Below are 21,881 nucleotides of genomic sequence, written 5' to 3'. Positions count from 1 at the left end.
CACGTCATTCCCAACTATTTGCTCGCTCTGGCAGAAAAATGCTGGCCGGGGCTAACATCGGCTCATGAGAGCGAACAGTACGGCGGGTGGGCGGTCCTCGGTCGTCGGTGAGGTGCGGCGGCGGCAGATCGTCGACGCCGCGGCCGTGGCCCTGGCCCGCGACGGGGTCGAGGGCGCGTCGCTGGCGCGCATCGCCGCCGTCGCCGGGCTGTCGAGCACCGGCATGATCAGCTACCACTTCCCCGGCAAGGAGGCGGTCTTCGCCTCCCTCACCGAGCGGCTACTGCGGGCGTGCGCCGCCGACCTGCGGGCCGCGGTCGACGCCGCCCCCGACGCCCCCGCCGCGCTGAACGCCTACATCGCGGCGTTCGTCGCCTTCCAGGACGCCCACCGCGACGGGGTGAGCGCCCTGCGCCGGCTGCTGGCGCGGGGCCCCACTCCCGCTGACGCGGCGGGCCCGGCCGCCGGGAGCGTCGCGGCGGTCCTGCTGCGTGAGGCCCCGGCACTGGCCGAACCGCTGGTCACCCTGCTCGAACGCGGGTGCGCCGAGGGAGACTTCCGCCCCGTCAACGTCCGCTGGACGGCGCGCGGCATCCAGTGCGCGGTCGAGGGCTTCCACGACCTGTTCCACGCCGACCCCGGTATCGACGCCGCCGCCTTCACCGCCGAGGTGCAGGCCCTGTACGCCAACGGGCTGCGGGCCGACGCCCCGCGCGGTGGCCCGGTGCCCGCGACCACCGAGAGGCCGATGCCATGACCGACCCCGCCACCCCGCCCGCGCCCTCGTCCCGCCCGCGCCGCTGGGCCGGCGTCCTGCTGTGGATCGGCCAGGCCGTCCTCGCCCTGGTGCTGGTCGGCGCCGCCTTCGCCAAGTTCGGCGCCGATCCCACGGCCACCGCCTCGTTCGAGGCCATCGGCGCCGGGGTCCTGGTCCGCAACCTCACCGGCGTCACCGAGATCGCCGCCGCCGTCGGTCTGCTGGTACCGCTGCTCGCGGGTGCGGCCGCCATCGGCACGACCGTACTGCTCACGGCGGCCGTCGCCGTCGAGGCGCTGCGCGACGGCGGCGCACCGGTGGTCCCGCTCGTCCCCCTGGTGCTCGCCGTGATCGTCGTGATCGGCCGCCGCGCGAGCACCGTCCGCCTGTGGCGCGCCGTAACGGGGCGGGCCCGGGGGACCGGAACGGGGCGGCGTGCGCCCCGCTGACGGCCCCGCCGACCCCGGCACCCGGCCGACCCCCACCGACCGCCCGACGCCCGGCGCCGATGGCGACCGGACGTCGCCCCAGTCCGTCCCCGGCATGCCGGAGGGCATGTTCCCCGACTCGGCCGCCGGCACCGCGAACGGTCCGGCCGCCGTCGCCGATCCGGGTGTCGGCGGCGGCCACGTGCCGCCCACCACCGGCGGCCCCACGCCCGGTGTCGACGGCGGTCGCGCGTCGGCGTCCACCGGGGGCACCCCCGCGGGTGGCGGACCCTACTACGCGCTGCGTACGTTCCGTCGCGATGGCTCCGGCGTGACCACCCCCATCTGGCTCGCCCCCGCCGGTGGCCGCTGGTACGCCTATACGCCCGCCCGCTCCGGGAAGGTGCGGCGCGTCCGGCGCGACCCCCGCGTCGAGGCCGCACGGTCGACCTTCTCCGGTGAACCGGTCGGTCCGTGGCGGCGCGGGCGCGCCCGCGTCCTCCCCCGCGCCGAGGCCCGGACGGCGCGCGCGGCCCTGCGGGCCGCCTACGGCCGCCGCTTCACCTGGTTCCGCCTCGTCACCCTGCTCGGCCGCGCCCGCCGGGCCGGAGGCCCGCCCGCCACTCTGGAGATCACGCTCGACGCCCCGCCCTGACCGCCCGGCCCCCGCCCGCGCCCGCCGGGGCGCGGCCCACCCCGCCCGCGCCCGCCCGCCGCCGGAGCGGCCGGCCCACGAGGGCGAGACCGTCCGACCCGGTGCCCACGTCGGCGGCGGCGCCGACCGTCGCGCCGGCGCCGGCGCCGGCGGCGGCGGTGGCGGTGGCGGTGGCCGTGGCCGTGATCGCGGTGTGGGGGGTGCGGAATCTGGCCGGGCCGCGGTGGCGGCGCGCCCGTTGAGCCGTCAGTCCAGCGGCAGCCGGCACCGCAGGCGGAACCCGCCCCCGGCGGGTCCGTGCTCCAGCGTGCCGCCCGCCCGGGCGACGCGCCCGGCCAGGCCCGCCGTCCCCTCTGCCGTACCCGGCGCGGCGGCGGGGGAGGGGCCCGCTGGCGCCCCGTGGGCGACCTCGATCGCCAGCCCGCCCGCCGGGTGGGCCCCGATGACCACCCGCACCGGGGCGCCGGGCGCGCGCGTGCGCGCGTCGGCCAGCGCCTCCCGCACGATGCCGTAGGCGGTGCGGCCCACCGCGTCGGGCACCCCGGTGGGCGGGTCGGAGCGCAGGTCGACCCGCACCCCCTCCGCGCGCGCCTCGGCGACGAGGGCGGGCAGGTCGGCCAGTGTCGGCGGCGGGGCCTCCCCGACCGGGGCGCGCAGCACCCCGACCACCTCCCGCAGGTCCTGCAGGGCCTGGTGGGCGCTCTTCCGGATCACCCCGGCGGCCGCCGCCACCTCCTCGGGGCGGGCGTCGCGCCGGTACTCCAGCGCCCCGGCGTGCACGCTCAGCAGCGACAGCCGGTGCCCCAGGACGTCGTGCATCTCCTGGGCGATCTGCTCGCGGGCGCGCCGCTGCGCCTGCTCGGCGCGGAGCCCCGCCTCGGCCTCGGCGCGGACGGCCCGCTCCCGCAGCGACTCCAGCAACTGGCGCCGGTGCCGCACGTACACCCCCCACCCGGTCACCGCCAGCGCGGTGGCGGTGGAGTACCCCAGCAGCAGGCCGGTCGGCACCTCCGCCGCCCGCACGGTGACCACGGCGACGAACGCGCAGCGGCAGGCCAGCGCCCACAGCAGCGCGGTCAGCGCGACGCGCGGCGGCCGGTGCACCGCCACCGTGAACAGCGCCACCAGCAGCGCGCCGGCGGCCAGGTCGGCGACCGCGGCGACCGGCCCCAGCACGAGGGCGAGCCCGGTGGGCCACCTCCGCCGCAGCCACAGCGCCGCGCACGCGGCAGCGGCCACGACCTGGTTGACGGCCGCCGCGCCGTCGGCGGCGTCCAGCGACCACGCCAGGCCGTACACCGCGGCGAGCAGGAACAGGCACGCGTCGACCGCCCACCCGCGCGGGCCGCGCCGGCGCGCGGGCGCCTCCGTTCCGCTCATGCTGCGACGGTAGCCGCCCCGACGCGGCGGACGCGCCGCCCGGGGGTGCCCGGCGACCGAAGTCGCGCCGGTCGATACCTTCGGACGCCCCCGCGCCGCGGACGCGCACCCTCCGTCGCCCACGTCGCGCCCGGTGGCCGACGCGGTTCCGCCCCGTCCGCCCGTAGCGTCGGTGGCGGCCCCCCGGGGCGCCGCCGCGCGGCGGTGGAACCGCCCCGGCCGGCCGCCCCGTCCGCGCCCGTCACGAGGAGGTCCGCCATGCGGTCCGGTACGTCCACGCCCCCCGCCGCCGAGGTCTGCCGGCCCCGCGCCGGGCACTTCCTGCTGCTGTGGGGGGTGTTCCCGGTGGGCGGCGCCGCGCTCGGCGCCGGGCTCGCCTGGGGGGCGACGGCGGCCGCGCGGTGGCTGCTCACCCTGCCGTGGTCCCCGTTCGACCAACCGGCGTCGCTGCTCGTGACCCTGCCCGTGGGGCCCGCGGTCGCCGTCATGGCCGGGGTCGGCGTGCTCGCCGGGCTGGTCCTCGCCCTGCTCGGGCAGGACGAGCTGATCCGGGTCACCGTGGACGACAGGGGGCTGAAGGTCGCGCGCGGCGACAACCGGCGGGAGGTCGCACGGGACGAGGTCGGCGCCGTCTTCCTCGACGGCAAGGCCGTCGTCGTGCTCGGCCACGGCACCGAGCAGCTCGTCCGGTTCACGGGGGAGCCGCCCGCCGCCGGCCGGCTCGGCGACGCCCTGCGCCGCCGCGGCTACCCGTGGCTGCCCGACGGCGACCCGCACGCCGCCGCGTTCCGCCGCTGGGTCAAGGGCCACCCGGACCTGCCCGCCGCCGCCGACGCCTACCTCGTGGCGCGCGAACGGGCCCTCAAGCACGGCGACGCCAAGGACGCCGACGAGCTCCGCGCCGAGCTGACCGCCATCGGCGTCGCCGTCCGCGAGGAGGGGCGGCGCCAGTACTGGCGCCGCTCCGACACCGCCTGACCCGCCGCTCCGCACCTCCCCGCGCGCGCCCGCCCGCGCGGGGACGGCCCCGCGGCGCCCCGTCGGCATGAGCGCGACCCGCTCGGGTAGCGGCACCGACCGAGGTGAAGAAAGGCAGGTGAGCGTGGTGAGCACCTCCGCACACACGGGAGGGCCGAGCGCCGACCAGGAATCGGTCTCGGCGCTGGTCACCCAGGCGTCGCAGCAGCTGTCGGAGCTGGTCCGGGCGGAACTGCGCCTGGCGCAGACGGAGATGACGGAGAAGGGCAAGCGGTTCGGTATCGGCGGCGGCCTGTTCGGCGGCGCGGGGGTGGTGGCGTTCGTCGCGCTCCAGGCCCTCGCGGCGACCGCGATCGCCGCCCTGGCGCTGGTGCTGCCGGTGTGGGCGTCCGCCCTCATCGTCACCGTCGTGCTGATGGTGGTCGCCGGTGTCCTGGCCCTGGTGGGCCGCAAGCAGGTCACCCGGGCGACCCCGCCGATGCCCCGCGAGACCATCGAGAACGTCAAGGCCGATGTGGCCGAGATCAAGGAGAAGGCGCACCGATGAGCGGCACGTCCCCCGATGGCGGCACCGCACCCACGGCCGCCGAACTGCGCGAACACATCGATGAGACCCGCGAGGAGCTGGGCCGCACCGTCGAAGCCCTCGCCGCGAAGACCGACGTCAAGGCGCGCGCCCAGGCGGGCGCCGCCGACGCCCGGCGGCGCGTGCGCGCCGGAGCGGGGCAGGCCGCCCGCGCGGCGCGGCGCAACCGCGTCCGGCTGCTGGCGGTCGCCGCCGCGGCCGGGACCGCGTCCCTGGTCGCCGGGCTCGTCCTCGGCCGGACCGGGAGGCGCCGATGAAGGCCGCGAAGATCGCCTACAAGCCGGTCGGCATGCTGCTGGGCGCGCTCAGCGGCGCGCTGGCCGGGGCCGCCTTCAAGCAGGCGTGGAAGATGCTGGGGCACGACGACGACGCCCCGGACGCCACCGACGAGGAGCGCGCCTGGCGGGAGATCCTGATCGCCGCCGCGCTCCAGGGCGCCATCTTCGCGGTGGTCAAGGCCGCCGTCGACCGCGGCGGCGCCACCGCCATCCGGCGCCTGACCGGCACCTGGCCGGGCTGACACCCACCGGCACCGGGGGACCGCGGCCCGTGCGGGCCGCGGTCCCCCGGTGTTGTGCGCCGCGGCCCACGCCGGAAGGGACGGGACCGTACGGCGGCGGGTGACGGCCGAAACGCGTCACGGTGAGTGGTCTTCGGTGACACAAGGTGATAGTGGTTGTCTTCGCCAGCGGACACGAGGAGTGAGGCCCATGCCCATCGGCACCGCCCCCCGGCGGGACGCCCCCGCCACGCGCGACGACCTCACCCGCCTGCTGAGAGGGGTGTGCGCCGCGGTCCTCGCCGTCGACCGTGCGGACGTCACCGACGCCGCGCTGCTCGCCGAGGACCTGGAGGCCGACAGCCTCGACACCGCCGAGATCGCGGGCGTCCTGCGCTCCCACGGCGTCCCGATCACCGCCCGCGAGGCGGCGGCGGCGCGCACCTTCGCCGACCTCGTCGCCCTCGCCCACGCCCGCGCCGCCGGGGGCGCCTGATGGCGGGGCGCCCCCGGGCGGTCGTCACCGGCCTGGGCGTGAAGACCCCGTGCGGGACCGACCCCGAGCAGATGTGGACCCTCCTCCTCGCCGGGCGGTCGGTGGCCCGGCGCGTCACCGGGTTCGACCCCTCCGGGCTGCCCGTCGACTTCGGCTGCGAGGTCCCCCCGTTCGACCTCGACTGCTACCTGACCGCGAAGGAGGACCGGCGGGCCGACCGCGCCACCCGGCTCGGGGTCAGCGCCGCCCAGGACGCGGTCGTCGACGCCGGGGGCTTCGACGCCGCCCCCGAGCGCCGGGCCGTCGTCGTCGGCACCACCGGCGGCCCCGGCCCGGCGAGCGCCGCCCGCCGGGCGGGCGGCCCGCCCGCGCCCGCCACCCTGCCCAACGCGGCGGCGGCCGCCCTCGCCATCCGGCACGACGTGCGCGGCGCCTCGCTGTGCGTGGCGACGGTCGGCGCGTCGGGCGGCCACGCCGTGGGCGAGGCGCTGCGGCTCGTCCGCGAAGGCGCCGCCGACGTGGTGCTGGCGGGTGGGACCGACGCCCCGCTCGGCCCCGCCGCGCTGCGCGCCTACCACGATCTGGGGGTGCTGTCCGGGCGCACCGGCGACCCCGGGCGGGCCTCCCGGCCGTTCGACGCCACCCGCGACGGGTTCGTCCTCGGCGAGGGCGCCGCCTTCGTGGTGGTGGAGTCCGCCGAGCACGCCGCCCGGCGCGGGGCGCGCGTCTACGCCGAACTCGCCGGGTTCGGGCGCACCACCGACGCCTACCACGCCACCGCCCCCGAACCCGACGGCGAAGGGGTGGCCCGGGCGGTCGCGGCCGCCCTGCACGACGCCCGCCTGACCACCCGCGACGTCGTCCACGTCAGCGCGCACGCCTGCTCCACCCCGGCGGGCGACCTCGCCGAGGCGCGCGCCCTCGCGGCCGTGTTCGGCCCGGGCGGGGTCCCGGTCAGCGCGCCCAAGGGCGCCATGGGGCACCTCATGGGCGCGGCCGGAGCGGTCGAGGCGGTCCTGGCCGTGCTCGCGGTCCGCGACGGCCTCGCCCCGCCGACCGCCAACCTGGTCGACCTCGATCCCCGCTGCGAGATCGACGCGGTCACGGCCGTCCCCCGCAAGACCGGCGACGGCGCGGTCGTCACGGTCTCATCGGGCTTCGGCGGCCACAACGCGGCCCTCGTCCTCCACCCGGCCCCATGAATCCGCCCGGCGCCGCCCGGGCCCCGGGCGCGCCCGGTCCCGTGCGTGCGGGCGGTACGGCGAAGGGGCGAGCCCCGGCGTCCGGCGCAACGGCGTGCGGGGCGGGCCGCCGCCATCGGGCGTCCGTGGGGCCCCTGGTCAGGCCGACGGGTCGGCCGTGACCCCGGCGGCGGTGAGGGCCGCGCGCAGCTCCGCGTACGTGGGGGCGAGCCGGAGCAGGCCGGCGGCGAGGGCCGCGTCGTCGCCGGTGACCAGCGGGTACTGGAGGGCGCCGACGAGCCGGGCCTGCGCGGCGGCCACGGAAGCGGGACCCGCCAGCCCCACCCGGCCGAGGCAGGCGGCGGCATCGGCGAGGCGGCGGGCGCCGACCCGGATGCCGAACACGCCCAGCAGGACGCGCACGGCCGGGTCCAGCCCGGCGCGCACCTGCGCCGCCAGGTGCTCGACGGCGGCCGCGCCGCCCAGCGACCCCGGCGGCATCGGCAGGTCGGCGCGGCCGCCCAGCCACGCCACGGCCCGTGGCAGCGACCGCTCCAGCGCCGCGTCGACCGCGACGTCGGCCACCCGGGCGAACCCGCTGCGCAGCACATAGGGGGTGTCGGTGTAGGCCACCGCATCCGCCGCCCACGCCGCCAGGAGGTCGGCGGTCGGCAGGGTGGCGTAGGGGTGGCCGTGCGGGTCGTGCAGCAGTGCGGTGCCACCGTCCACGGCGAGGACCACCACGTAGTGGTCGGCCGCGTCGATGACCGGTGCCGGGGCGGCGTCCGGGCGCTCCCCGGCGTCCGGGGGCGGCGTACCGCCGGCGTCGGCGTCCCCGGCGGGCGCGGCCTCCCGCCGCGCCGCCGCGCCGGTCCGGTACGTCAGCAGGTCCATGTCGACCGGCCCGACGAGGACCGGGCCGTCGGCGCAGGCGGCGCGCAACCGGCCGAGGGCGTCCTCCGGCGGTCCGCCCGCGCTCCGCTCGCAGCGCAGGCCGAGCAGGTCGATCGCCGCGTCCAGTCCGATCTCGGGGTCCCAGCCGTACGGGTCGAACAGCGGGAGGACGCCGCCGACCGACTGGACGCCGAAGGGCGACCCGGTCAGGGTCTCGACCACGGGGAGCGGGGGAGCGGCGGGTCCGAGCACCATGGCCAGGGCGTTGGTGTAGCAGTAGGGGCCGGAGCCGACGTAGGGGGTCATGCGGGGCCTTCCGGTCGAACACGTGCGGTGGGCACGGCCGCGCGCGGCGGCCGCGCCCCCACTCCACCCCCTGACACGGTGAGAGGGTCAACCGGAACGGCGCCACTCCGGTCCGTCGCGGCCCCCGGCCCGCCACCCGGGTTCACGCGCCGAGCCGACCGCCCGCCCGTCGTGTTCCGGGACGGTTGGGCCTGTCCGGAGTCCGGTCTTTCCGGGTGTCGGCGGTGTGCCTGGATCGCGTGGCACGTGCGCCCGAAGCGCATCCTGGACCGGCCGAAGCCGCCCGGCCACTGGCCGACCCCGCGTATCGCGGTGTGCGCGCCGGGGGTGCGCGTGCCCGCTGTGCCCCAGACCTGGCCGGGGCCGCCGGTGCGCCGCCGCGACTCCATCGGCGGTGCGCGCCGAGTGGGCCATGCACCCGCCGGCTTCCGGCGTCGGTCGGGCCGGACGCCGGAGGGCCGTGCGCCTTTCAGCGGGCGGTCGGTTCCGGGGCGAACCGGCGGCGGTAGGCCGACGGGGTGAGCCCGGTCGTCCGCCGCATCAGGGTGCGCAGGTGGGCCGCCGTTCCCAGGCCCGCGCTGCGGGCCACCACGTCGACGCGCGACTCGCCCCGCTCGAACAGCCGGCACGCCAGCGCCACCCGCTCCCCGGTGAGCCACGCCAGCGGCGTGGTGCCGAGCTCGGCGCGGAACCGCCGGTGCAGCGTTGCCGGGCTGACCGCCGCCCGGGCCGCCAGGTCGGCCACCGTGAGACCGGTGTCCAACCGCTCCTGCGCCCACGCCAGCACCGGTGCCAGCGAGGTGTCGGGCGGGTCCGGCACCGGGCGCTCGACGAACTGGCGCTGCCCGCCGTCGCGGTGCGCGGCGAAGACCAGCCGCCGGCTCACCGCGTTGGCGACCTCCGCGCCGTGGTCGCGGCGCACCACGTGCAGGCCGAGGTCGAGCGCCGCCGCGCTGCCCGCCGCCGTCAGGATGTCGCCGTCGTCCACGAACAGCACGTCCGGCTCCAACCGCACGGCCGGGAAGCGCGCGCGGAACAGGTCCGCCCACTGCCAGTGGGCGGTGGCCCGGCGGCCGTCGAGCACCCCCGCCTCCGCCAGCGTGAACGCCCCGCTGCAGAACCCCAGCAGCCGCGCGCCGCGCGCGTGCGCGCGGCGCACCGCGTCGAGCACGGCCGGGCGGCGCGGCACCTCGGTGTCGGGGCGGTTCGGCACGATCAGGGTGTCCGCCGTGTCGGCGGCCGCCAGGTCGGCGACCCCGGTCAGCGTGTAGAAGCCGTCGCGCATCAGGGTCCGCGGCTCGGGCGCGCACAGCCGGAAGTCGTAGAGGTCGCGGCCGAGCTCGGGGCGGCGCAGCCCGAACACCTCGGTGGCGCACCCCAGCTCGAAGGGGTTGGAGTTCTCGTCCACGATCACGACGACGCGGTGCGGGCCGCCGCCCGCCCGTTGCGAGGATTCTTGCGTCATGTGCGATTTCTAGCACTTCCGCCGACCGGGCGGGGCCGTGAGGATGCTCTCCATGACCGAGGAACCCATCACCATCAGCGCCGCCCTGGCGACCTTCGACGCCCTGTGGAGCCCCCGCGTGGCGGCGCGCGTCAACGACCACGACGTCCGGCTCGCCAAGGTCCACGGCGACCACGTCTGGCACGCCCACGCCGACACCGACGAGTTCTTCCTCGTCCTCGAAGGCGAGCTCCTCATCGGCCTGCGCGGCCCCGAGGGCGAGCGCACCGTCCGGCTGACCGCCGGGGGCATGTTCACCGTGCCGCGCGACACCGAGCACCGGCCGTCCGCGCCCGACGGCGCGGTGCTGCTCCTCGTCGAGACGTCCGGCACCCTCTCGGTGGGCGACCGGCACGAGGAGGTCCCGGACCACGTCGACGCGACGACGGGGCACCCCCTGACCGGCTGAGGGCGGCGGGCCCGACTTCCGGGCGCCGGGGGGCGGGGCCGCAGGCCGGGTCGTACCCCCGGTGGGCGGTGGGACGCCGGTCGCCGCGCCGGACATCGCGGCCATCATGTGGCCGCAACGGTGTCTAGCGTGCACGGCATGTCCATCACCGAACCTGAGACCGTCCTCGTCACCGGCGCCACCGGGAACGTCGGCCGCCCGCTCGTGCGGGAGCTGCTGGCCGCCGGGCACCGCGTCCGCGCCCTCACCCGGAACCCCGCTGCGGCGGACCTGCCGCCCGGCGCCGAGGCCGTCGCCGGCGACCTCACCGACCCCGACTCCCTGGCGGCCGCCTTCGACGGCGTGACGGCCGTCCACCTGATCACCTTCGACGGCGCCACCTACGCCCCGCTCGACACCGGCCCCCGCATCGTCGACCTGGCCGACCGGGCGGGGGTGCGGCGCGTCACCGTCCTGGCCGGCGCCGTCGAGAAGGGCCCGCTGGAGCACGCGGTCGAGGCCGGCTCGGCGGCGTGGACGCGGCTCGCCCCGGTGGAGTTCATGTCCAACACCCTGGCGTGGGCCGCCTCCATCCGGGAGGAGGGCGCCGTCCGCGAGCCCTTCCCGGAGATCCGCAGCGCGCTGGTCCACGACGCGGACATCGCCGCCGTCGCCGCGATCGCGCTCACCACGGACGGCCACGGGGGCCGGGAATACGCGCTGACCGGCCCGGAGGCGCTCACCATGCCGGAGCGCGTGGCGATCCTCGCCGCCGCCATCGGCCGCGAGGTCCGCTACGTCGAGCGCACCCGCGAGGAGGCCGTCGCCCTCTGGGAGGCCGAGGGGTACTCCGCCGACGACATCGCCTTCTTCCTCGCCATGCGGACCGACCCGCCCGAGGCGGGGTACACGGTGCTGCCGACCGTCGAGCGGGTCACCGGCCGCCCGGCGCGCACCTTCGCCCAGTGGGCGCGGGAGAACGCCGCCGCGTTCGCCGCCTGACCCGCCCGCCGCGCCCGGCCGCCCCGGTGGGGGCGCCGGCCGGGCGCGGCGTGTTAGCCCCGAGCCCCGGCGGCCGCGCACCCGCGCGGCCCCGGGGTCAGGCCGAGAAGCGTTCCACCAGACGGGGGCGAGCACCTCGCGGCGGTGCCGGTGCCCGGGGTCGCGGGCCTCGTCCAGGACCAGACCCGCCGCGGTGCGGCCGAGTTCGTAGCCCCCGACGTGCACCGTGGTCAGCGGGACGCGCGCTGCCCGGCATCCCCACCGGCGACTACGAGCTGGACCCGGCCCTCGCCTCCGCCCAGGAGTTCCAGGACGAGGGCCGGACCGTGCCGTTCATGGACCAGCGCTGGCCCAACCCCGAGGTGCAGTCGGCGCACTTCACCGGGGTGCAGGAGCTGTGCACCGGCCAGACCGACGTCGGCGCCCTGCTCGGCGAGATGGACGCCGCCTACCGCGAGGAGTGAGAACGGCCGCGGCGGCGCCCCCGATGTGCGGGGACGCCGCCGCGGCGCGCGGGGTGGGCGGGGGTCAGGCCGAGGCCGTCTCCACACCGGTCAGCTCGTTGGTGGCCTCGGGAAGCTCGGTCTCGGCGGTGACCTCACCGGTCGCCACGTCCACCGCGTACAGCGCCTTCGCGCCCGGGTCGGTCACGTAGGCGGTGCCGCCGCGCACGAACAGGGTGGGGCGGGCCTCCTGCCACTCCAGCGGCTCGGTCCACTCGCCGACCACCGGGAAGGAGTCGGTGACCTCGCCCGCCTCCATGTCGATCACGTGCAGCGCGCCGTCGGTGCCCAGGACCAGGCCCTGGCCGTCGGGGCCGCGGCCCAGCGACCGGAAGCTGTAGCTGGCGCCCAGGTCGACCAGCTTCAGGTCGCCGCTCGCGGTGTCGATCACCGAGACGCGCTCGGGGCGCTCCAGCTCGGCGTCGGGGTCGGTCTTGTAGTCGCCCAGCACGTAGGGGGACTCCTCGTGCCCGGCCTGGTTGCCGATGCGCCCGTAGTCGTCGGGGCTGTCGGTCTTGGTGATCTCACCGTCGCGGTAGATCAGCACGCCGTCCTCGCAGCCGATGACCACGGCCTCGTCCTGGGCGGTGGCCTCACCGTGGACGCCGGGGCACTCCTCGTTGCGGGCGACCTCCTCCTCGCGGTCGGGGCCGAGCACCTGGATGCCGGGGCGCTCCTCCTCGTCGCCCAGCGTCACCAGCAGCTCCCCGTTCTCCAGCTCCACGGCGACGCCGTGGTGGGGGTGCTCGGTGGTGTGGGTGTCGGTCTCGGGGGCGCCGTCGCCCAGGGCGTCGGAGTCGAACGCGGTGACCTCGCCGGTCCCGTCCGAGAACAGCACCGTGCGGCCGGCGTGGCGGACCACGTGGCCCGGCTCGGGGGCCTCGAACGCGACGTCGGTCAGCTCGCCCGCGGCGGTGTCGAGCACCCGGAACTCCGACGCGGTCGACACCATGACGTGCTGGTCGTCGCCGGCCGGGTTGACCCGGTTGAACCCGTCGAGGGGGATGTCGGCCACCACGTCGAGCGATTCGGCGTCGATGACGTACAGGCCGCCGTCGTAGGTGGCCACCAGGGGGTCGGCGGCCTGCGGGGCGGCACTGGCGGAACCGTCGTCGGCGGGCTCGGCGGCGCCGCCGCCCTGGCCGCAGGCCGCGGTCAGGCCGAGGATGAGCAGGCCGGGCAGGAGGGCGGCGCGGACGGAGTGCCCGGGCCGTTCGGGGGTGTGCATGTCGTTCACCTTCGTTGCGGAGGATGGCGGGGCGGACGCCCCAGGACGCGGGGGGTGGGGGGAGCGGGGAAGTGGGGGATCGGGGTCAGTCGGCGGACAGGGCGCCCGCGATGGCCTCGGTGTTGGCGGCGGTCATCTCCAGGTAGGTGGCGGCGCCCTCGCCCTCGGCGGTCAGCGACTCCGTGAACAGCGGCACCACCTCGATGTCCACGCCCGCCTCCTCGGCCATGACCTGCGCGAGCCGGTCGGGCTGGGAGGAGTCGGCGAACACGGCGGGCACCCCCGAGTCGGCGACCGCCGACGCCAGCGACTCCAGGTCGGCGCTGCTGGGGGAGGCCAGCGTGGTGCCGCTGGGGATCACCGCGCCGACCACCTCGAAGTCGTAGCGCTGGGCGAGGTAGCCGAACACGTGGTGGTTGGTGACCAGGCGCCGCCGGTCGTCGGGCAGCGCGCCGAACGCCTCCTCGGCGTCGGTGTGCAGCGCCTCCACCTCGGCCCGGTAGGCGTCGGCGTTGTCGCGGACCCGGTCGGCGTCGACCCCGGAGACCCGCTCCACGACCTCGTCGGCCACCAGGTCGACGGCGTCGGCCATGCGCACCGGGTCGGTCCAGAAGTGCGGGTCGGGGGTGCCGGCGGTGTCGCCGTCCGTGTAGTCGATGGGGTCGACCCCGGCCCCGACCTCCAGCACGGGGGTGCCGGCCTCGGCGGCGGCCTCGACGTTGCGCAGCACGCCCTCCTCCAGGCCGAGCCCGTTGTAGACGACGAGTTCGGCGGACTCCAGGGCGGCGGCCTGCGGGGCGGAGATGCCGAACGAGTGCGGGTCGGCGTTCGGGCCCATGAGCACCGTCACCTCGGCCTCGTCGCCCACGATGGCGCGGGTGGCGTCACCCAGGATGTTGGTGGTGACGACGATGCCGGAGCGGTCGCCGCCGAACGCGGCGCAGCCGGTGGCGGCGGTGGTCAGGGCCAGGGCGACCGCCGCCGCGGCGGCGACCCGGGCGGCGCGGGGGCCGGGGGTCGGCGTGGACATCGCGGTCACCATCCCGTCTCGACCATGTGGTCGGGGCTGAACTCCAGGTCGAACGTGCGGGCGACGCGCAGGTCGTCGTTGTAGTCGATCTCGTGTACCGCGTCGGCGGCCGGGTCGTTGACGTAGGCGCGGCCGGTGTCGATCCACACCGACGGCGCGGGGCCGTCCTCGGCCGGCTCGACCAGGTCGGTCGACGCGGTCTCCTCGCCCGTCGCGGGGTCGAACGCGCGCAGCGTGCCGTCGTCGCCGAGCACGAGCACGGGCAGGCCCTCGCCCGCTGCGGACGCGGCGACGGCGGGACCCGTGTCGATCGGGGTCCACTCGGCCGCGCCGACGTCGAGCACCGCCACCCCGCCGTCCTCGGTCAGCCCGGCGAGCACGGGGGTGCCCGCCCGGTGGTGGAAGCCGGCGACCGGGTCGACGCCGTCGGGGTAAGGGACCTTCTCGGCGTGCAGGGCGCCGTCGTCGTCCTCGGTGAGGAGCAGGGCGCCGTCGGCGCAGCCCAGCACGGCGCCGCGCCGGGTGACGGCCTGGCCGCGCGGGTCGGGGCAGTCGGCGGCGAGGTCGTGGTCGGCGGGGGCGCCCTCGCGGTCGAGGGCGGCCACCGTCCCGTCCCCGGCGGCGGTGACCAGGTGCCCGGCGAACGGGACGGCGGCCACCGCCTCGGGCGCGGCCGTCTCGGTGACCTCGCCCTCCTCCAGGGCGGCGCGGTCGAGGACCTGGACGCCGTCGGGGGTGGTGAGGACGGTGACGGCGACGTCGCCCGTGGCGGCGGTGCCGGTGGGGGCGGGCACCTCGCCGACCGTCCCGGAGGGGGCGCGGTAGTAGTGGACGTGGTCGCCGTGGTCGACCGTCCACGTGCCGCTGTCGAGCACGGCCGCGCCGTCGTCGGTGGTGAGGTAGGCGAACCGGCCGTCGGTGGTCGCCCCGGTCACGCCGGGGACCTCCCCGGCGCCGGCGGCCTCCTCGGTAGCGGGGTCGAACAGGTGGACGGCGCCGGTGGCGGCGTCGGCCAGGACCAGCCGCCACTGCGGTTCGGCGGTCTCCTCGGCCCCCTCGACGTAGCCGTGCGGGGTGGCCTCCTCCTCGGGCGGCGCCTCCTCGGGGGCGCCGCACCCGGCGGCCAGCAGCAGCCCGGCCGCGCACACCAGCGCGGCGGGGGCGGTGCGGGGGATCGTCATCGTGCGTCCTCGTACTCGTCGTCTGCGGAAGGAACGGCGGCACCGGGGATACCGGCCGCCGCCCCTGGGGTCCGGGGGGTACCGGCGGAGGCATCCCCGCCACCAGAGACGGCGGGCGAGCCGGGTGCGCCGGAAGCGGGGGTGGCACCGGAGCCGGCGGAAGCGGGGGAGCCGCCTGGCGTGCCGGAAGTGGGGGCGGCGCCGGAGTCGGCGGGAGCGGGGGTGGAGCCGGGATCGGCGGAAGTGGGGGAACCGCCGGAGGTGCCGGAAGCGGGGATGGACCCGGGGCCGGCGGTGGAGAAGCCGACGGGATCGGCACCGGCCGCGACACCGGAGTCCTCCCGGAGGCCGGAGTCCTCTCGGAGGCCGGAGTCCTCCCGGAGGTCGGGGCTGGAGGCCCCACCGGCGGCGGGGACGGCCGCGCCCCTGGCGTCGGCGGGCACGCGTGCGGCCGCCGGTCGGCGGTCGCGCAGGTGCGCCCCCGCCGCGGACAGGAAGAAGAAGCCGACCGCCGTCGCCGCGATGGTCGCACCGGCGGCCGTCTGGGCGTGCCAGGACACCAGCAGGCCGACCGCCGTCGCCAGCCCGCCCAGGACCGCCGCCCCGGCCATGACCACCGGGATGCGCCGCGCCCACAGCGCCATCGCCGCGGGCGGGGCGATGAGCAGGCCGAACACCAGCAGGGTGCCCACGACGTGGAACGACGCCGTGATGGCGAGCGTCATCAGGCCGAGCATCGCCGCATGGGCGAGGCGGGGACGCAGGCCCAGGGTCGCGGCGACGCGCGGGTCGAACGCCAGGGCGACGAACGCCCGGTGGCCCGCTGCGGCGACCACCGCCGCCACGGCGAGCGCGCCCGCCAGGACGGCGAGGTCGCCCGGCCGCACGGCCAGCACGTCGCCGAACAGGAACCCGGTCAGGTCGACGGCGAAGGACTGGGAGCGGGACACGATGATCACCCCGGCCGCGAGCATCCCGACGAACAGCAGGCCGATGCCGGTGTCCTGCGAGATGCGCCGCGACCGCGTCAGCGCCGTGACGCCGAGGGCCATCGCCACCGCGCTCAGCGCCGCCCCGAGCAGCAGGCTGCCGCCGAACAGCGACGCCAGCGCCACCCCGGGCAGCATGCCGTGCGACATGGCGTCCCCGAGGAAAGCCGTGCCGCGCAGCACCACCCAGGTGCCGGCCAGCGCGCAGATCCCCGAGACGAGCAGCCCGCCGACCAGGGCACGGGCGACGAACCCCACTTCGAACGGGGCGATGAACCAGTCCATGACGAGCACCGTACAATGAAAACCATTATCACTTGCAATAGGGAGGCAACGTGGACCACGCCACACCCCGCCCCACACCCGCGACTTCCACCCCCACCCCCGGAACCACCCCCACCCCGGCCGCCACCAGCGAAGACGGCCCCGCGCCGGCAGCGTCCGCCGCCACCGATCGCGGCGTCACAGCGGGCCTTCCGGTCACGGGCGGCGCCACCCCGGAGCCCCCGGCCGACGCGGACCGGTCCGCCGCAGCGCGCCTTCCGGTCGCGGGCGGCGCCGCTTCGGAGCCCTCGACCACCACTGGTGGGGAAGCCCTCGACTCGGGAGGTCCGACCGCCGCAGTGGGACTCCCGGTCGCGGGCGGCACCGCCTCGGAACTTTCGGCCGCTACGGACGGAACCGCTACAGCGGGGCTCCCGGCTGCGGGCGTCACCGCCCCGGAACGCTCGGCCGGCATGGTGGGGGAGGCCACCACACCGGGAGGTCCGGCCGCTGAGGCTCGCGGCGTATCGGTAGTAGGTGGCCGCGCGTCCGTCGCAGATCTCGGCGGACCGGTGACGGACGACCGCCCGGCCGCCGTCACCCTGCGCGGGGTCGAGGCACGCTACGGCCGGACCCCCGCCCTGCACGGCATCGACGCCGAACTGCCCGCCGGACGCGTCACCGCCCTCGTCGGCGCCAACGGGTCGGGGAAGTCCACGCTCCTCGGCATCGTGGCGGGGGTGCACGCGGTCGCGTCGGGGACGGTCGAGCGCCGCCACGCGCGGCGGCCCGCCCTCGTCGTGCAGCGCAGCGCCGCGCCCGACACCCTGCCCGTCACCGTGCGGGACACCGTCACCATGGGGCGGTGGGCGCACACCGGACCGTGGCGGCGCCTCACCGCCCACGACCGCGCCGTGGTCGACGCCTGCATGGAGCGGCTGGGCATCGCCCACCTGGCGCGGCGACCCCTCGGGGCGCTTTCCGGGGGTCAGCGACAGCGGGCGCTCCTCGCTCAAGGGCTCGCCCAGGAGTCCGACCTGCTCCTGCTCGACGAGCCCGCCACCGGTCTCGACGCGACCGCCCGCGACGCCGTCCTCGCCCTCCTCGCCGACCTGCGCGCCGAAGGGGTCACGGTCGTCCACGCCACCCACGACCTCGCGGCGGCGTCCCACGCGGACCACCGCATCCACCTCGCCGAGGGCCGCGTGGTCACCTCCGCGACCCCACCCCACACAGGCACCCCCATCGCCTGCACCCGCCCAGAGACGCCGGCAACCGTCATCGGGGCGTGAGTCACATGACCGCCGCCGGGCAGAAGTCAGGAGGCGATGCCCGTCAGGCGCCTGCCTCCGTCCCCCGGCGAGGAGGAGCACCACCCAATGGGCCGCCTCACCGCCGCCGACCACCCACGCTCATCCCAACGCAGCCGCCACACCTCGCCCCGTCCCACCGGCCACAGAAGCGGTCTCTCAAAACGGTATTGCGTCATTGTGAATCCGCAGGTCAGTCAGTGTGCTCTCCACGCCTGTGGAGGTGGACCGCCGTCGTACTTGGGCCCCAGGCGCACGGCCGGGTGCTCTTCACGCCCGTGGAGGTGCATCTTCCCTGGGTCACCTTGCGCGCGAGCTACCCGCCACGCGAGTGATGGAGCGCTGGGCCGTCTGCGTCGCCTCGCGCGGGTGCCGGACGGGCCGGATGATGGGCGGGTCTAGCGCGGAATTCCGGTCCGCCGGAAGTCGGTGGGCCCCTCACTCGCGTCACGAAAAAAGTGGCGCAAACCTCGCAAATGCCGACGTCACAGGCGTTCGCGTGTCGCTGGGGAACACGAATCGTGCCCGGTGCGTTGAGCCCAATAAGCCGCATCCGCCTGGCATCCGCCGGCGGTCGGTGCGCCCCTGAACCCCCGGCGGGGCGCCCGACACCGCGAAGCGGCGCCACCATCGGAGGTGACCCCCATCACCGCTGCCGCCGACGTCCTGACGGTCTGGGACGCCGATCGCGTCATCGTGACCGCGCCGCGCGAGATCGACCTCGCCGAGCGCGAAGGCTTCACTCGTGCCCTCACCGACGCGGCCCGGGTCCGCCCGGCGTACCTCGTCATCGACATGGGCGCGACCGTGTTCTGCGACGCCTCGGGCGTTCACGCCATCATGGAGCTGCTCCGCAACCTGGAGTCCGGTGACGCCGCGCCCGTCCTGGTCGCCCCGCACCCGCAGGTCCGGAAACTCTTCGCCCTCACGGGCGTCGACCTCCTCATCCCGGTCCACTCGGACATCTCCACGGCCCTCGCCGCCGTCGGAGCCTGACGAGTCGGTGAACTCCCTGCTGCGCCCGCCCTACTCTGCGACTCGATGCGACCATGCCGCAGACGCCTACGGCGCCCGCCGCATCGCCTCTCGAAACGGTATTGCGCCATTGTGAGACCGCAGGCCAGTTAGTGCCCTCTCCACGCCTGTGAAGGTGAACCGAGGGGGCGAGCAGGTGGTTGATCTGCGTGGGCGCGATGCATCAGCCGGTGGAGCGGCCCTCGATCCAGTAGAACTGGGTGAACTGGTGGGCGCGGTCGAGGCCGAGCCGGTCGCGCAGAACCGGGCGTACCGCCTGGACCAGGCTTTTCTCGCCCGCCGCCCACGCGTAGCGTCCGGGAGCCGGCGCGGTCGCGGCGACGGCCTCGGCCAGGGCGGCGCCGCGCGGACCCTCGCGCTCGACCCACGTCCACGCCGTGCCCGCGCGGTCGGTGCGCGGGAGGCCGTCGCGGCCCTCGTGGTCGTCCTCCACCCAGACGGCGGCCTCCACCTCCGGCGGGATCGCCTCCAGCCACGTGTTGATGGCCGGCAGCGCGGTGACGTCCCCGGCGAGGAGGACCGACGCCGTACCCTCCGGCAGACCGATGTGCGCGGGGGTCAGCGCGACCTCCAGTTCCTCCCCTGGGTGAGCCTGCCGCGCCCAGTCGCCGGCCGGGCCGCTGACGTCGTGCAGGACGAAGTCGAGCGCGAACGTCCCCGCGTCGGGGCGGACGTCGACCAGGGTGTAGCCGCGCTGGCTGACGTAGCCGTCGCCCTTGGCGGGGTGGGGCACCCAGAGGCGGAGCCACAGGGTGGGGAACACGTCGAGGTCCTTCACCAGGTCGGGCGCCGAGAAGGTGACGCGCCGGTACCAAGGGGTGAAGTCGTGGACGGCGGTGACGGTCACGGGGTGGTTCGGGATGCGCATGACCCGCATGACGCCCCGCTGCCAGTTGCGCGGCATCAGTGGCCACAACCGTTCGAGGGAGCGGTGATGGGGAGTCGCCGGTCGGAGGACGGCGGCGGGGTGGCGTGTCGTCCGTGTGCGGCGAGTGCGAGGCATCCGCGATGTCCTCGCACGGGCAGCGCGGGGGAGGGGAGCGTGGTCATGGGGAGTCCTCGGTCGTGTGGGATCGTCCCCCGCTGCGCGGTGCGGGTGAAGGCGCGCGCCATCGAGGCCGTCGATCGACGTCCGCCAGAGCCGCGCGCCAGTGAAAGAAAGGCTAGCCTAACCTTATTGTGAGCTCAATGGGGGTGGTCTATTCGACCTCGACGCTCCAGTCCTACAGGCGTAGGGCCGTGGCTACCCGCCCCGGGTGCAGCACGGCTCCTACGCGACGACCGTGCACCGATTCGCCTGCCAGGCCGTCATCTGCCGACGCTCGTCCTCTCCCTGTCCTACTGTTTGCGATCCCAGGTGTCAGAGGATGGAGGCAGGCATGCTCTCCGGCCATCCCCTCGCGGACGCAAGAAACGGTATTGCGCCTTAGTGAAACCGCAGGTCATCTGGTGTCCTCTTCACGCCCGTGGAGGTGAAGCGCTGCAAGCGGAGTGCCAGGCATCGTGGAGGGCTGGTCAGGGACGGCGCCAGGTGCGCTCGGTGAAGCGGTGACCGTCCTCGGCGTGGTGGTGGTTCCACCAGTGTTCGTAGGCGCCCGCTCTGCCGAGCAGGATGCCGAAGTGCCACTCCGGGTCCGCGAAGACGGTGTGGCGTCCGTTGAAGGTGAACTCGGCGCATCTGACGATGCCTTCGGCCGGGTCCGATTCCGCGTCGGTCACGTAGCGGACCCGGCCGCACGCGTACGCGCTCGACGCGTCGAACAGGAATTGGTCGCCCTGGGACGCCACCGCGAACTCCAATCCCTCCTCGCGGATGGGGTCGGGCACGGTGAGTTCGGCGGCGACACCGACCCGGAGTCGGCCGTGGGAGTCGACCGAGTCGAGCCGGAGGTACCCCTCGTCGGCGGCGAGCGCCACGGTGTCGCCCCACGGCCGGAACTCCGGCGGAGCGCAGTCGCGCTCGATGTACCCGGGCGCGACCACATCCCGGAATCGCGCGGCACCCACCCACGCGAACACGTCGTCCACGGTTCACTTCCGCTCATTCCAGGTCCGGAAACGACGCCGCCGCCGGCTCACACCCCACCACGGTCCGCCTCCCACCACCACTCCGAGAACGGTCTCAGAGCGGCGATATCCGGCGCCACAATGAGCAGCGAACGCGCGAAGGCGCCCCGCACCCCGACCAGCAGGTCGACCAACCGCCGACGCTCCATGATCTCGATGTCCGGGACAGGGGTCCAAGGCACACGAGACGCACAGCGGACGGAGACCACGAGCCCCAAAGGCTCGAACGTCAACCTCCGTTCGATCCCCTGGCCGTAGAAGGCGACCGCGCTCGGCCTGCCCGCCCGCACGTTCTGCTCCAGGTTGGGCAGCTGTTCGACGAACGTGGACAGGTCATAGGCGACGTCGACAGGCCACGGACTCTGGCCGAAGCCGTGCACGTGGAACTCCGCGTCCGTCTCACCGAGCGCGTCGCAGGACACCATGACGAGCGAGTCGTGGTCGCGGTCATCGGGGACCCCGAGTAGGCGCGGCGGGCCCGGCGAGGGCGGGACCACGCGGAAGTGGAAAGCCATGACGACGAGTGTCGCCGCCCTCCGGCCGAGGGTGTCAAGAGCCATCACTGCGAGAAGACGGCGCACGTACGACAGCAGAGAGAGTTCCGATCGAATCCAGTGGCCGCCGAACGACCGTGCCGAGACGTCTGGATCTAGCGCTCACTCATCATCGTCGTCCGTATACATGGACTGATCGATGTCGAAGGACGCTTCAGCGGCCGCCGCCCAATTGACCAGTTCGGGGGAGATGGCGATGCCCTTCTGTATGGGGTCATCGGGTTCGTCGATGACCTGAACGATGGAGATGACGGTACGTCCAGCGGACTCCCGGCTCGACCTCGCGAGGCGTCGAGCGAAACCGTCGCCAAGCCGAACGACCATCTCCAAAAGCGGTTCCGGTCGGGGGTTCGAACCAATGTCGATCTTGACGAATCCGCCCCTAGGGCCCTTTCTGACTTTGAGGTGCCCTTCGGGGCCGAATGATTCGAGCGCATTCTCGATGTAGCGCAGATCGTCCTCCGAAAGGGTGCAACCGATTCGGAGGAAAACCCGAAACGCCGAATCAATCACCTCCACGTCTATTCGTTAAGCTCCACAGGGTGAGGCTGGGGCCCTTGGGGGCGGTGCCTTGCTCGTCGAGGTCGACGGAGACGCGGACGTCGTGTTCCGGGTACCGCCGGCGCAGGATGCCGTACCAGCATTCGCCCAGGGCCGACACCAGGG

General features: G+C 75.8%; 24 protein-coding genes and 1 pseudogene. 14 read left to right on the top strand and 11 right to left on the bottom strand.

Annotated elements, in window-relative coordinates:
* The first annotated feature begins 64 nt into the window (after window positions 1–64).
* From NT8_RS13385 to NT8_RS13375, 3 genes are read left to right on the top strand one after another with little or no spacing between them, the layout of a single operon-like run.
* Window positions 65–757 carry a TetR/AcrR family transcriptional regulator gene (locus NT8_RS13385; RefSeq protein ID WP_084468907.1) on the top strand — a complete coding sequence of 231 codons (693 nt, stop codon included), beginning with the start codon at window positions 65–67 and terminating at the stop codon, window positions 755–757.
* Complete coding sequence (locus NT8_RS13380) at window positions 754–1,206, top strand: DoxX family protein (protein ID WP_067968556.1); 453 nt, start codon at window positions 754–756, stop codon at window positions 1,204–1,206. Before NT8_RS13385 ends, NT8_RS13380 begins: the two co-directional genes overlap by 4 nt.
* Window positions 1,193–1,840, top strand: a complete 648-nt coding sequence (locus NT8_RS13375; protein WP_067968553.1) for a PPOX class F420-dependent oxidoreductase — start codon at window positions 1,193–1,195, stop codon at window positions 1,838–1,840. The genes NT8_RS13380 and NT8_RS13375 overlap by 14 nt, the downstream gene beginning before the upstream one ends.
* Before the next feature lie 246 nt (window positions 1,841–2,086).
* Here NT8_RS13375 and NT8_RS13365 read toward each other — a convergent pair whose 3' ends face one another.
* Window positions 2,087–3,220, bottom strand: a complete 1,134-nt coding sequence (locus NT8_RS13365; RefSeq protein WP_067968547.1) for a sensor histidine kinase — start codon at window positions 3,218–3,220, stop codon at window positions 2,087–2,089.
* 258 nt (window positions 3,221–3,478) lie between these two features.
* On the opposite strand from NT8_RS13365, the gene NT8_RS13360 reads away from it, so the two are divergent.
* From NT8_RS13360 to NT8_RS13335, 6 genes are all read left to right on the top strand, one after another.
* On the top strand, window positions 3,479–4,198 hold the full coding sequence (locus tag NT8_RS13360; protein ID WP_067968545.1) for a YqeB family protein: 720 nt from the start codon (window positions 3,479–3,481) through the stop codon (window positions 4,196–4,198).
* 127 nt (window positions 4,199–4,325) lie between these two features.
* Window positions 4,326–4,745 (top strand): phage holin family protein, encoded by a 420-nt coding sequence (locus tag NT8_RS13355; RefSeq protein WP_067968593.1) that lies wholly within the window; start codon window positions 4,326–4,328, stop codon window positions 4,743–4,745.
* Window positions 4,742–5,041 carry a DUF3618 domain-containing protein gene (locus tag NT8_RS13350; protein WP_067968542.1) on the top strand — a complete coding sequence of 100 codons (300 nt, stop codon included), beginning with the start codon at window positions 4,742–4,744 and terminating at the stop codon, window positions 5,039–5,041. The genes NT8_RS13355 and NT8_RS13350 overlap by 4 nt, the downstream gene beginning before the upstream one ends.
* Entirely contained in the window at window positions 5,038–5,304 is a 267-nt protein-coding gene (locus NT8_RS13345; protein ID WP_067968541.1) for a DUF4235 domain-containing protein, read from the top strand. Before NT8_RS13350 ends, NT8_RS13345 begins: the two co-directional genes overlap by 4 nt.
* Window positions 5,305–5,494: 190 nt before the next feature.
* Window positions 5,495–5,779 (top strand): acyl carrier protein, encoded by a 285-nt coding sequence (locus NT8_RS13340; RefSeq protein WP_067968538.1) that lies wholly within the window; start codon window positions 5,495–5,497, stop codon window positions 5,777–5,779.
* Window positions 5,779–6,981 carry a beta-ketoacyl-[acyl-carrier-protein] synthase family protein gene (locus NT8_RS13335; protein WP_067968535.1) on the top strand — a complete coding sequence of 401 codons (1,203 nt, stop codon included), beginning with the start codon at window positions 5,779–5,781 and terminating at the stop codon, window positions 6,979–6,981. The genes NT8_RS13340 and NT8_RS13335 overlap by 1 nt, the downstream gene beginning before the upstream one ends.
* Window positions 6,982–7,119: 138 nt before the next feature.
* On the opposite strand, the gene NT8_RS13330 is transcribed toward NT8_RS13335, so the two are convergent.
* Window positions 7,120–8,160 (bottom strand): hypothetical protein, encoded by a 1,041-nt coding sequence (locus NT8_RS13330; RefSeq protein ID WP_067968532.1) that lies wholly within the window; start codon window positions 8,158–8,160, stop codon window positions 7,120–7,122.
* A 469-nt stretch (window positions 8,161–8,629) separates the two neighbouring features.
* Window positions 8,630–9,625, bottom strand: a complete 996-nt coding sequence (locus NT8_RS13325) for a GlxA family transcriptional regulator (protein ID WP_067968529.1) — start codon at window positions 9,623–9,625, stop codon at window positions 8,630–8,632.
* A 52-nt stretch (window positions 9,626–9,677) separates the two neighbouring features.
* On the opposite strand from NT8_RS13325, the gene NT8_RS13320 reads away from it, so the two are divergent.
* From NT8_RS13320 to NT8_RS31270, 3 genes are all read left to right on the top strand, one after another.
* Entirely contained in the window at window positions 9,678–10,073 is a 396-nt protein-coding gene (locus tag NT8_RS13320; protein ID WP_067968526.1) for a cupin domain-containing protein, read from the top strand.
* A 138-nt stretch (window positions 10,074–10,211) separates the two neighbouring features.
* Complete coding sequence (locus NT8_RS13315; RefSeq protein ID WP_067968590.1) at window positions 10,212–11,054, top strand: NmrA family NAD(P)-binding protein; 843 nt, start codon at window positions 10,212–10,214, stop codon at window positions 11,052–11,054.
* 335 nt (window positions 11,055–11,389) lie between these two features.
* Window positions 11,390–11,518 carry a hypothetical protein gene (locus tag NT8_RS31270; RefSeq protein WP_281203442.1) on the top strand — a complete coding sequence of 43 codons (129 nt, stop codon included), beginning with the start codon at window positions 11,390–11,392 and terminating at the stop codon, window positions 11,516–11,518.
* 64 nt (window positions 11,519–11,582) lie between these two features.
* On the opposite strand, the gene aztD is transcribed toward NT8_RS31270, so the two are convergent.
* From aztD to aztB, 4 genes and pseudogenes are all read right to left on the bottom strand, one after another.
* The gene (aztD, locus tag NT8_RS13310) at window positions 11,583–12,785 is read right to left on the bottom strand and encodes a zinc metallochaperone AztD (RefSeq protein WP_067968523.1); all 1,203 of its coding nucleotides are present in this window, start codon (window positions 12,783–12,785) and stop codon (window positions 11,583–11,585) included.
* 85 nt (window positions 12,786–12,870) lie between these two features.
* Window positions 12,871–13,827, bottom strand: a complete 957-nt coding sequence (aztC, locus tag NT8_RS13305) for a zinc ABC transporter substrate-binding protein AztC (RefSeq protein WP_157515772.1) — start codon at window positions 13,825–13,827, stop codon at window positions 12,871–12,873.
* Complete coding sequence (locus tag NT8_RS13300) at window positions 13,821–14,996, bottom strand: hypothetical protein (protein WP_067968520.1); 1,176 nt, start codon at window positions 14,994–14,996, stop codon at window positions 13,821–13,823. Before NT8_RS13300 ends, aztC begins: the two co-directional genes overlap by 7 nt.
* 446 nt (window positions 14,997–15,442) lie before the next feature.
* Window positions 15,443–16,270, bottom strand: a pseudogene (aztB, locus tag NT8_RS30285) (zinc ABC transporter permease AztB); the annotation flags it as partial.
* Window positions 16,271–16,821: 551 nt separating this feature from the next.
* On the opposite strand from aztB, the gene aztA reads away from it, so the two are divergent.
* Entirely contained in the window at window positions 16,822–17,541 is a 720-nt protein-coding gene (gene aztA, locus NT8_RS13290; RefSeq protein ID WP_245646165.1) for a zinc ABC transporter ATP-binding protein AztA, read from the top strand.
* Between the two features lie 654 nt (window positions 17,542–18,195).
* Window positions 18,196–18,555: an STAS domain-containing protein gene (locus NT8_RS13285; protein ID WP_067968517.1), complete on the top strand. Its 360-nt coding sequence runs from the start codon at window positions 18,196–18,198 to the stop codon at window positions 18,553–18,555.
* Window positions 18,556–18,757: 202 nt separating this feature from the next.
* Here NT8_RS13285 and NT8_RS13280 read toward each other — a convergent pair whose 3' ends face one another.
* From NT8_RS13280 to NT8_RS13265, 4 genes are all read right to left on the bottom strand, one after another.
* Window positions 18,758–19,498 (bottom strand): siderophore-interacting protein, encoded by a 741-nt coding sequence (locus NT8_RS13280; protein ID WP_067968514.1) that lies wholly within the window; start codon window positions 19,496–19,498, stop codon window positions 18,758–18,760.
* 611 nt (window positions 19,499–20,109) lie between these two features.
* Entirely contained in the window at window positions 20,110–20,622 is a 513-nt protein-coding gene (locus tag NT8_RS13275) for a hypothetical protein (protein WP_067968510.1), read from the bottom strand.
* A gap of 47 nt (window positions 20,623–20,669) precedes the next feature.
* Window positions 20,670–21,176, bottom strand: a complete 507-nt coding sequence (locus NT8_RS13270) for a hypothetical protein (RefSeq protein ID WP_157515761.1) — start codon at window positions 21,174–21,176, stop codon at window positions 20,670–20,672.
* A 141-nt stretch (window positions 21,177–21,317) separates the two neighbouring features.
* Window positions 21,318–21,734, bottom strand: coding sequence for a hypothetical protein (locus NT8_RS13265; protein WP_067968505.1), 417 nt, complete (start codon window positions 21,732–21,734; stop codon window positions 21,318–21,320).
* Window positions 21,735–21,881 lie beyond the last annotated feature (147 nt).

Origin of the sequence: Nocardiopsis trehalosi NBRC 14201 (genome assembly GCF_001552555.1) — a bacterium.
In the GTDB taxonomy this organism is placed as follows: Bacteria; Actinomycetota; Actinomycetes; order Streptosporangiales; family Streptosporangiaceae; genus Nocardiopsis_B; species Nocardiopsis_B trehalosi.
Note: the sequence above shows the minus strand (reverse complement) of the source record. Positions and strands in the feature narration are given on the sequence as shown.

What these genes read in the sequence shown, in the direction of transcription:
- NT8_RS13325 (WP_067968529.1), bottom strand. Translation starts at nt 9,625, where the DNA reads ATGACGCAAGAATCCTCGCAACGGGCGGGCGGCGGCCCGCACCGCGTC.
- NT8_RS31270 (WP_281203442.1), top strand. Translation starts at nt 11,390, where the DNA reads ATGGACCAGCGCTGGCCCAACCCCGAGGTGCAGTCGGCGCACTTCACC.
- NT8_RS13365 (WP_067968547.1), bottom strand. Translation starts at nt 3,220, where the DNA reads ATGAGCGGAACGGAGGCGCCCGCGCGCCGGCGCGGCCCGCGCGGGTGG.
- NT8_RS13335 (WP_067968535.1), top strand. Translation starts at nt 5,779, where the DNA reads ATGGCGGGGCGCCCCCGGGCGGTCGTCACCGGCCTGGGCGTGAAGACC.
- NT8_RS13385 (WP_084468907.1), top strand. Translation starts at nt 65, where the DNA reads ATGAGAGCGAACAGTACGGCGGGTGGGCGGTCCTCGGTCGTCGGTGAG.
- NT8_RS13270 (WP_157515761.1), bottom strand. Translation starts at nt 21,176, where the DNA reads ATGGCTTTCCACTTCCGCGTGGTCCCGCCCTCGCCGGGCCCGCCGCGC.
- NT8_RS13380 (WP_067968556.1), top strand. Translation starts at nt 754, where the DNA reads ATGACCGACCCCGCCACCCCGCCCGCGCCCTCGTCCCGCCCGCGCCGC.
- aztC (WP_157515772.1), bottom strand. Translation starts at nt 13,827, where the DNA reads ATGGTGACCGCGATGTCCACGCCGACCCCCGGCCCCCGCGCCGCCCGG.
- aztD (WP_067968523.1), bottom strand. Translation starts at nt 12,785, where the DNA reads ATGCACACCCCCGAACGGCCCGGGCACTCCGTCCGCGCCGCCCTCCTG.
- NT8_RS13280 (WP_067968514.1), bottom strand. Translation starts at nt 19,498, where the DNA reads ATGCCGCGCAACTGGCAGCGGGGCGTCATGCGGGTCATGCGCATCCCG.
- NT8_RS13350 (WP_067968542.1), top strand. Translation starts at nt 4,742, where the DNA reads ATGAGCGGCACGTCCCCCGATGGCGGCACCGCACCCACGGCCGCCGAA.
- NT8_RS13345 (WP_067968541.1), top strand. Translation starts at nt 5,038, where the DNA reads ATGAAGGCCGCGAAGATCGCCTACAAGCCGGTCGGCATGCTGCTGGGC.
- NT8_RS13300 (WP_067968520.1), bottom strand. Translation starts at nt 14,996, where the DNA reads ATGACGATCCCCCGCACCGCCCCCGCCGCGCTGGTGTGCGCGGCCGGG.
- NT8_RS13360 (WP_067968545.1), top strand. Translation starts at nt 3,479, where the DNA reads ATGCGGTCCGGTACGTCCACGCCCCCCGCCGCCGAGGTCTGCCGGCCC.
- NT8_RS13330 (WP_067968532.1), bottom strand. Translation starts at nt 8,160, where the DNA reads ATGACCCCCTACGTCGGCTCCGGCCCCTACTGCTACACCAACGCCCTG.
- NT8_RS13320 (WP_067968526.1), top strand. Translation starts at nt 9,678, where the DNA reads ATGACCGAGGAACCCATCACCATCAGCGCCGCCCTGGCGACCTTCGAC.
- NT8_RS13340 (WP_067968538.1), top strand. Translation starts at nt 5,495, where the DNA reads ATGCCCATCGGCACCGCCCCCCGGCGGGACGCCCCCGCCACGCGCGAC.
- NT8_RS13315 (WP_067968590.1), top strand. Translation starts at nt 10,212, where the DNA reads ATGTCCATCACCGAACCTGAGACCGTCCTCGTCACCGGCGCCACCGGG.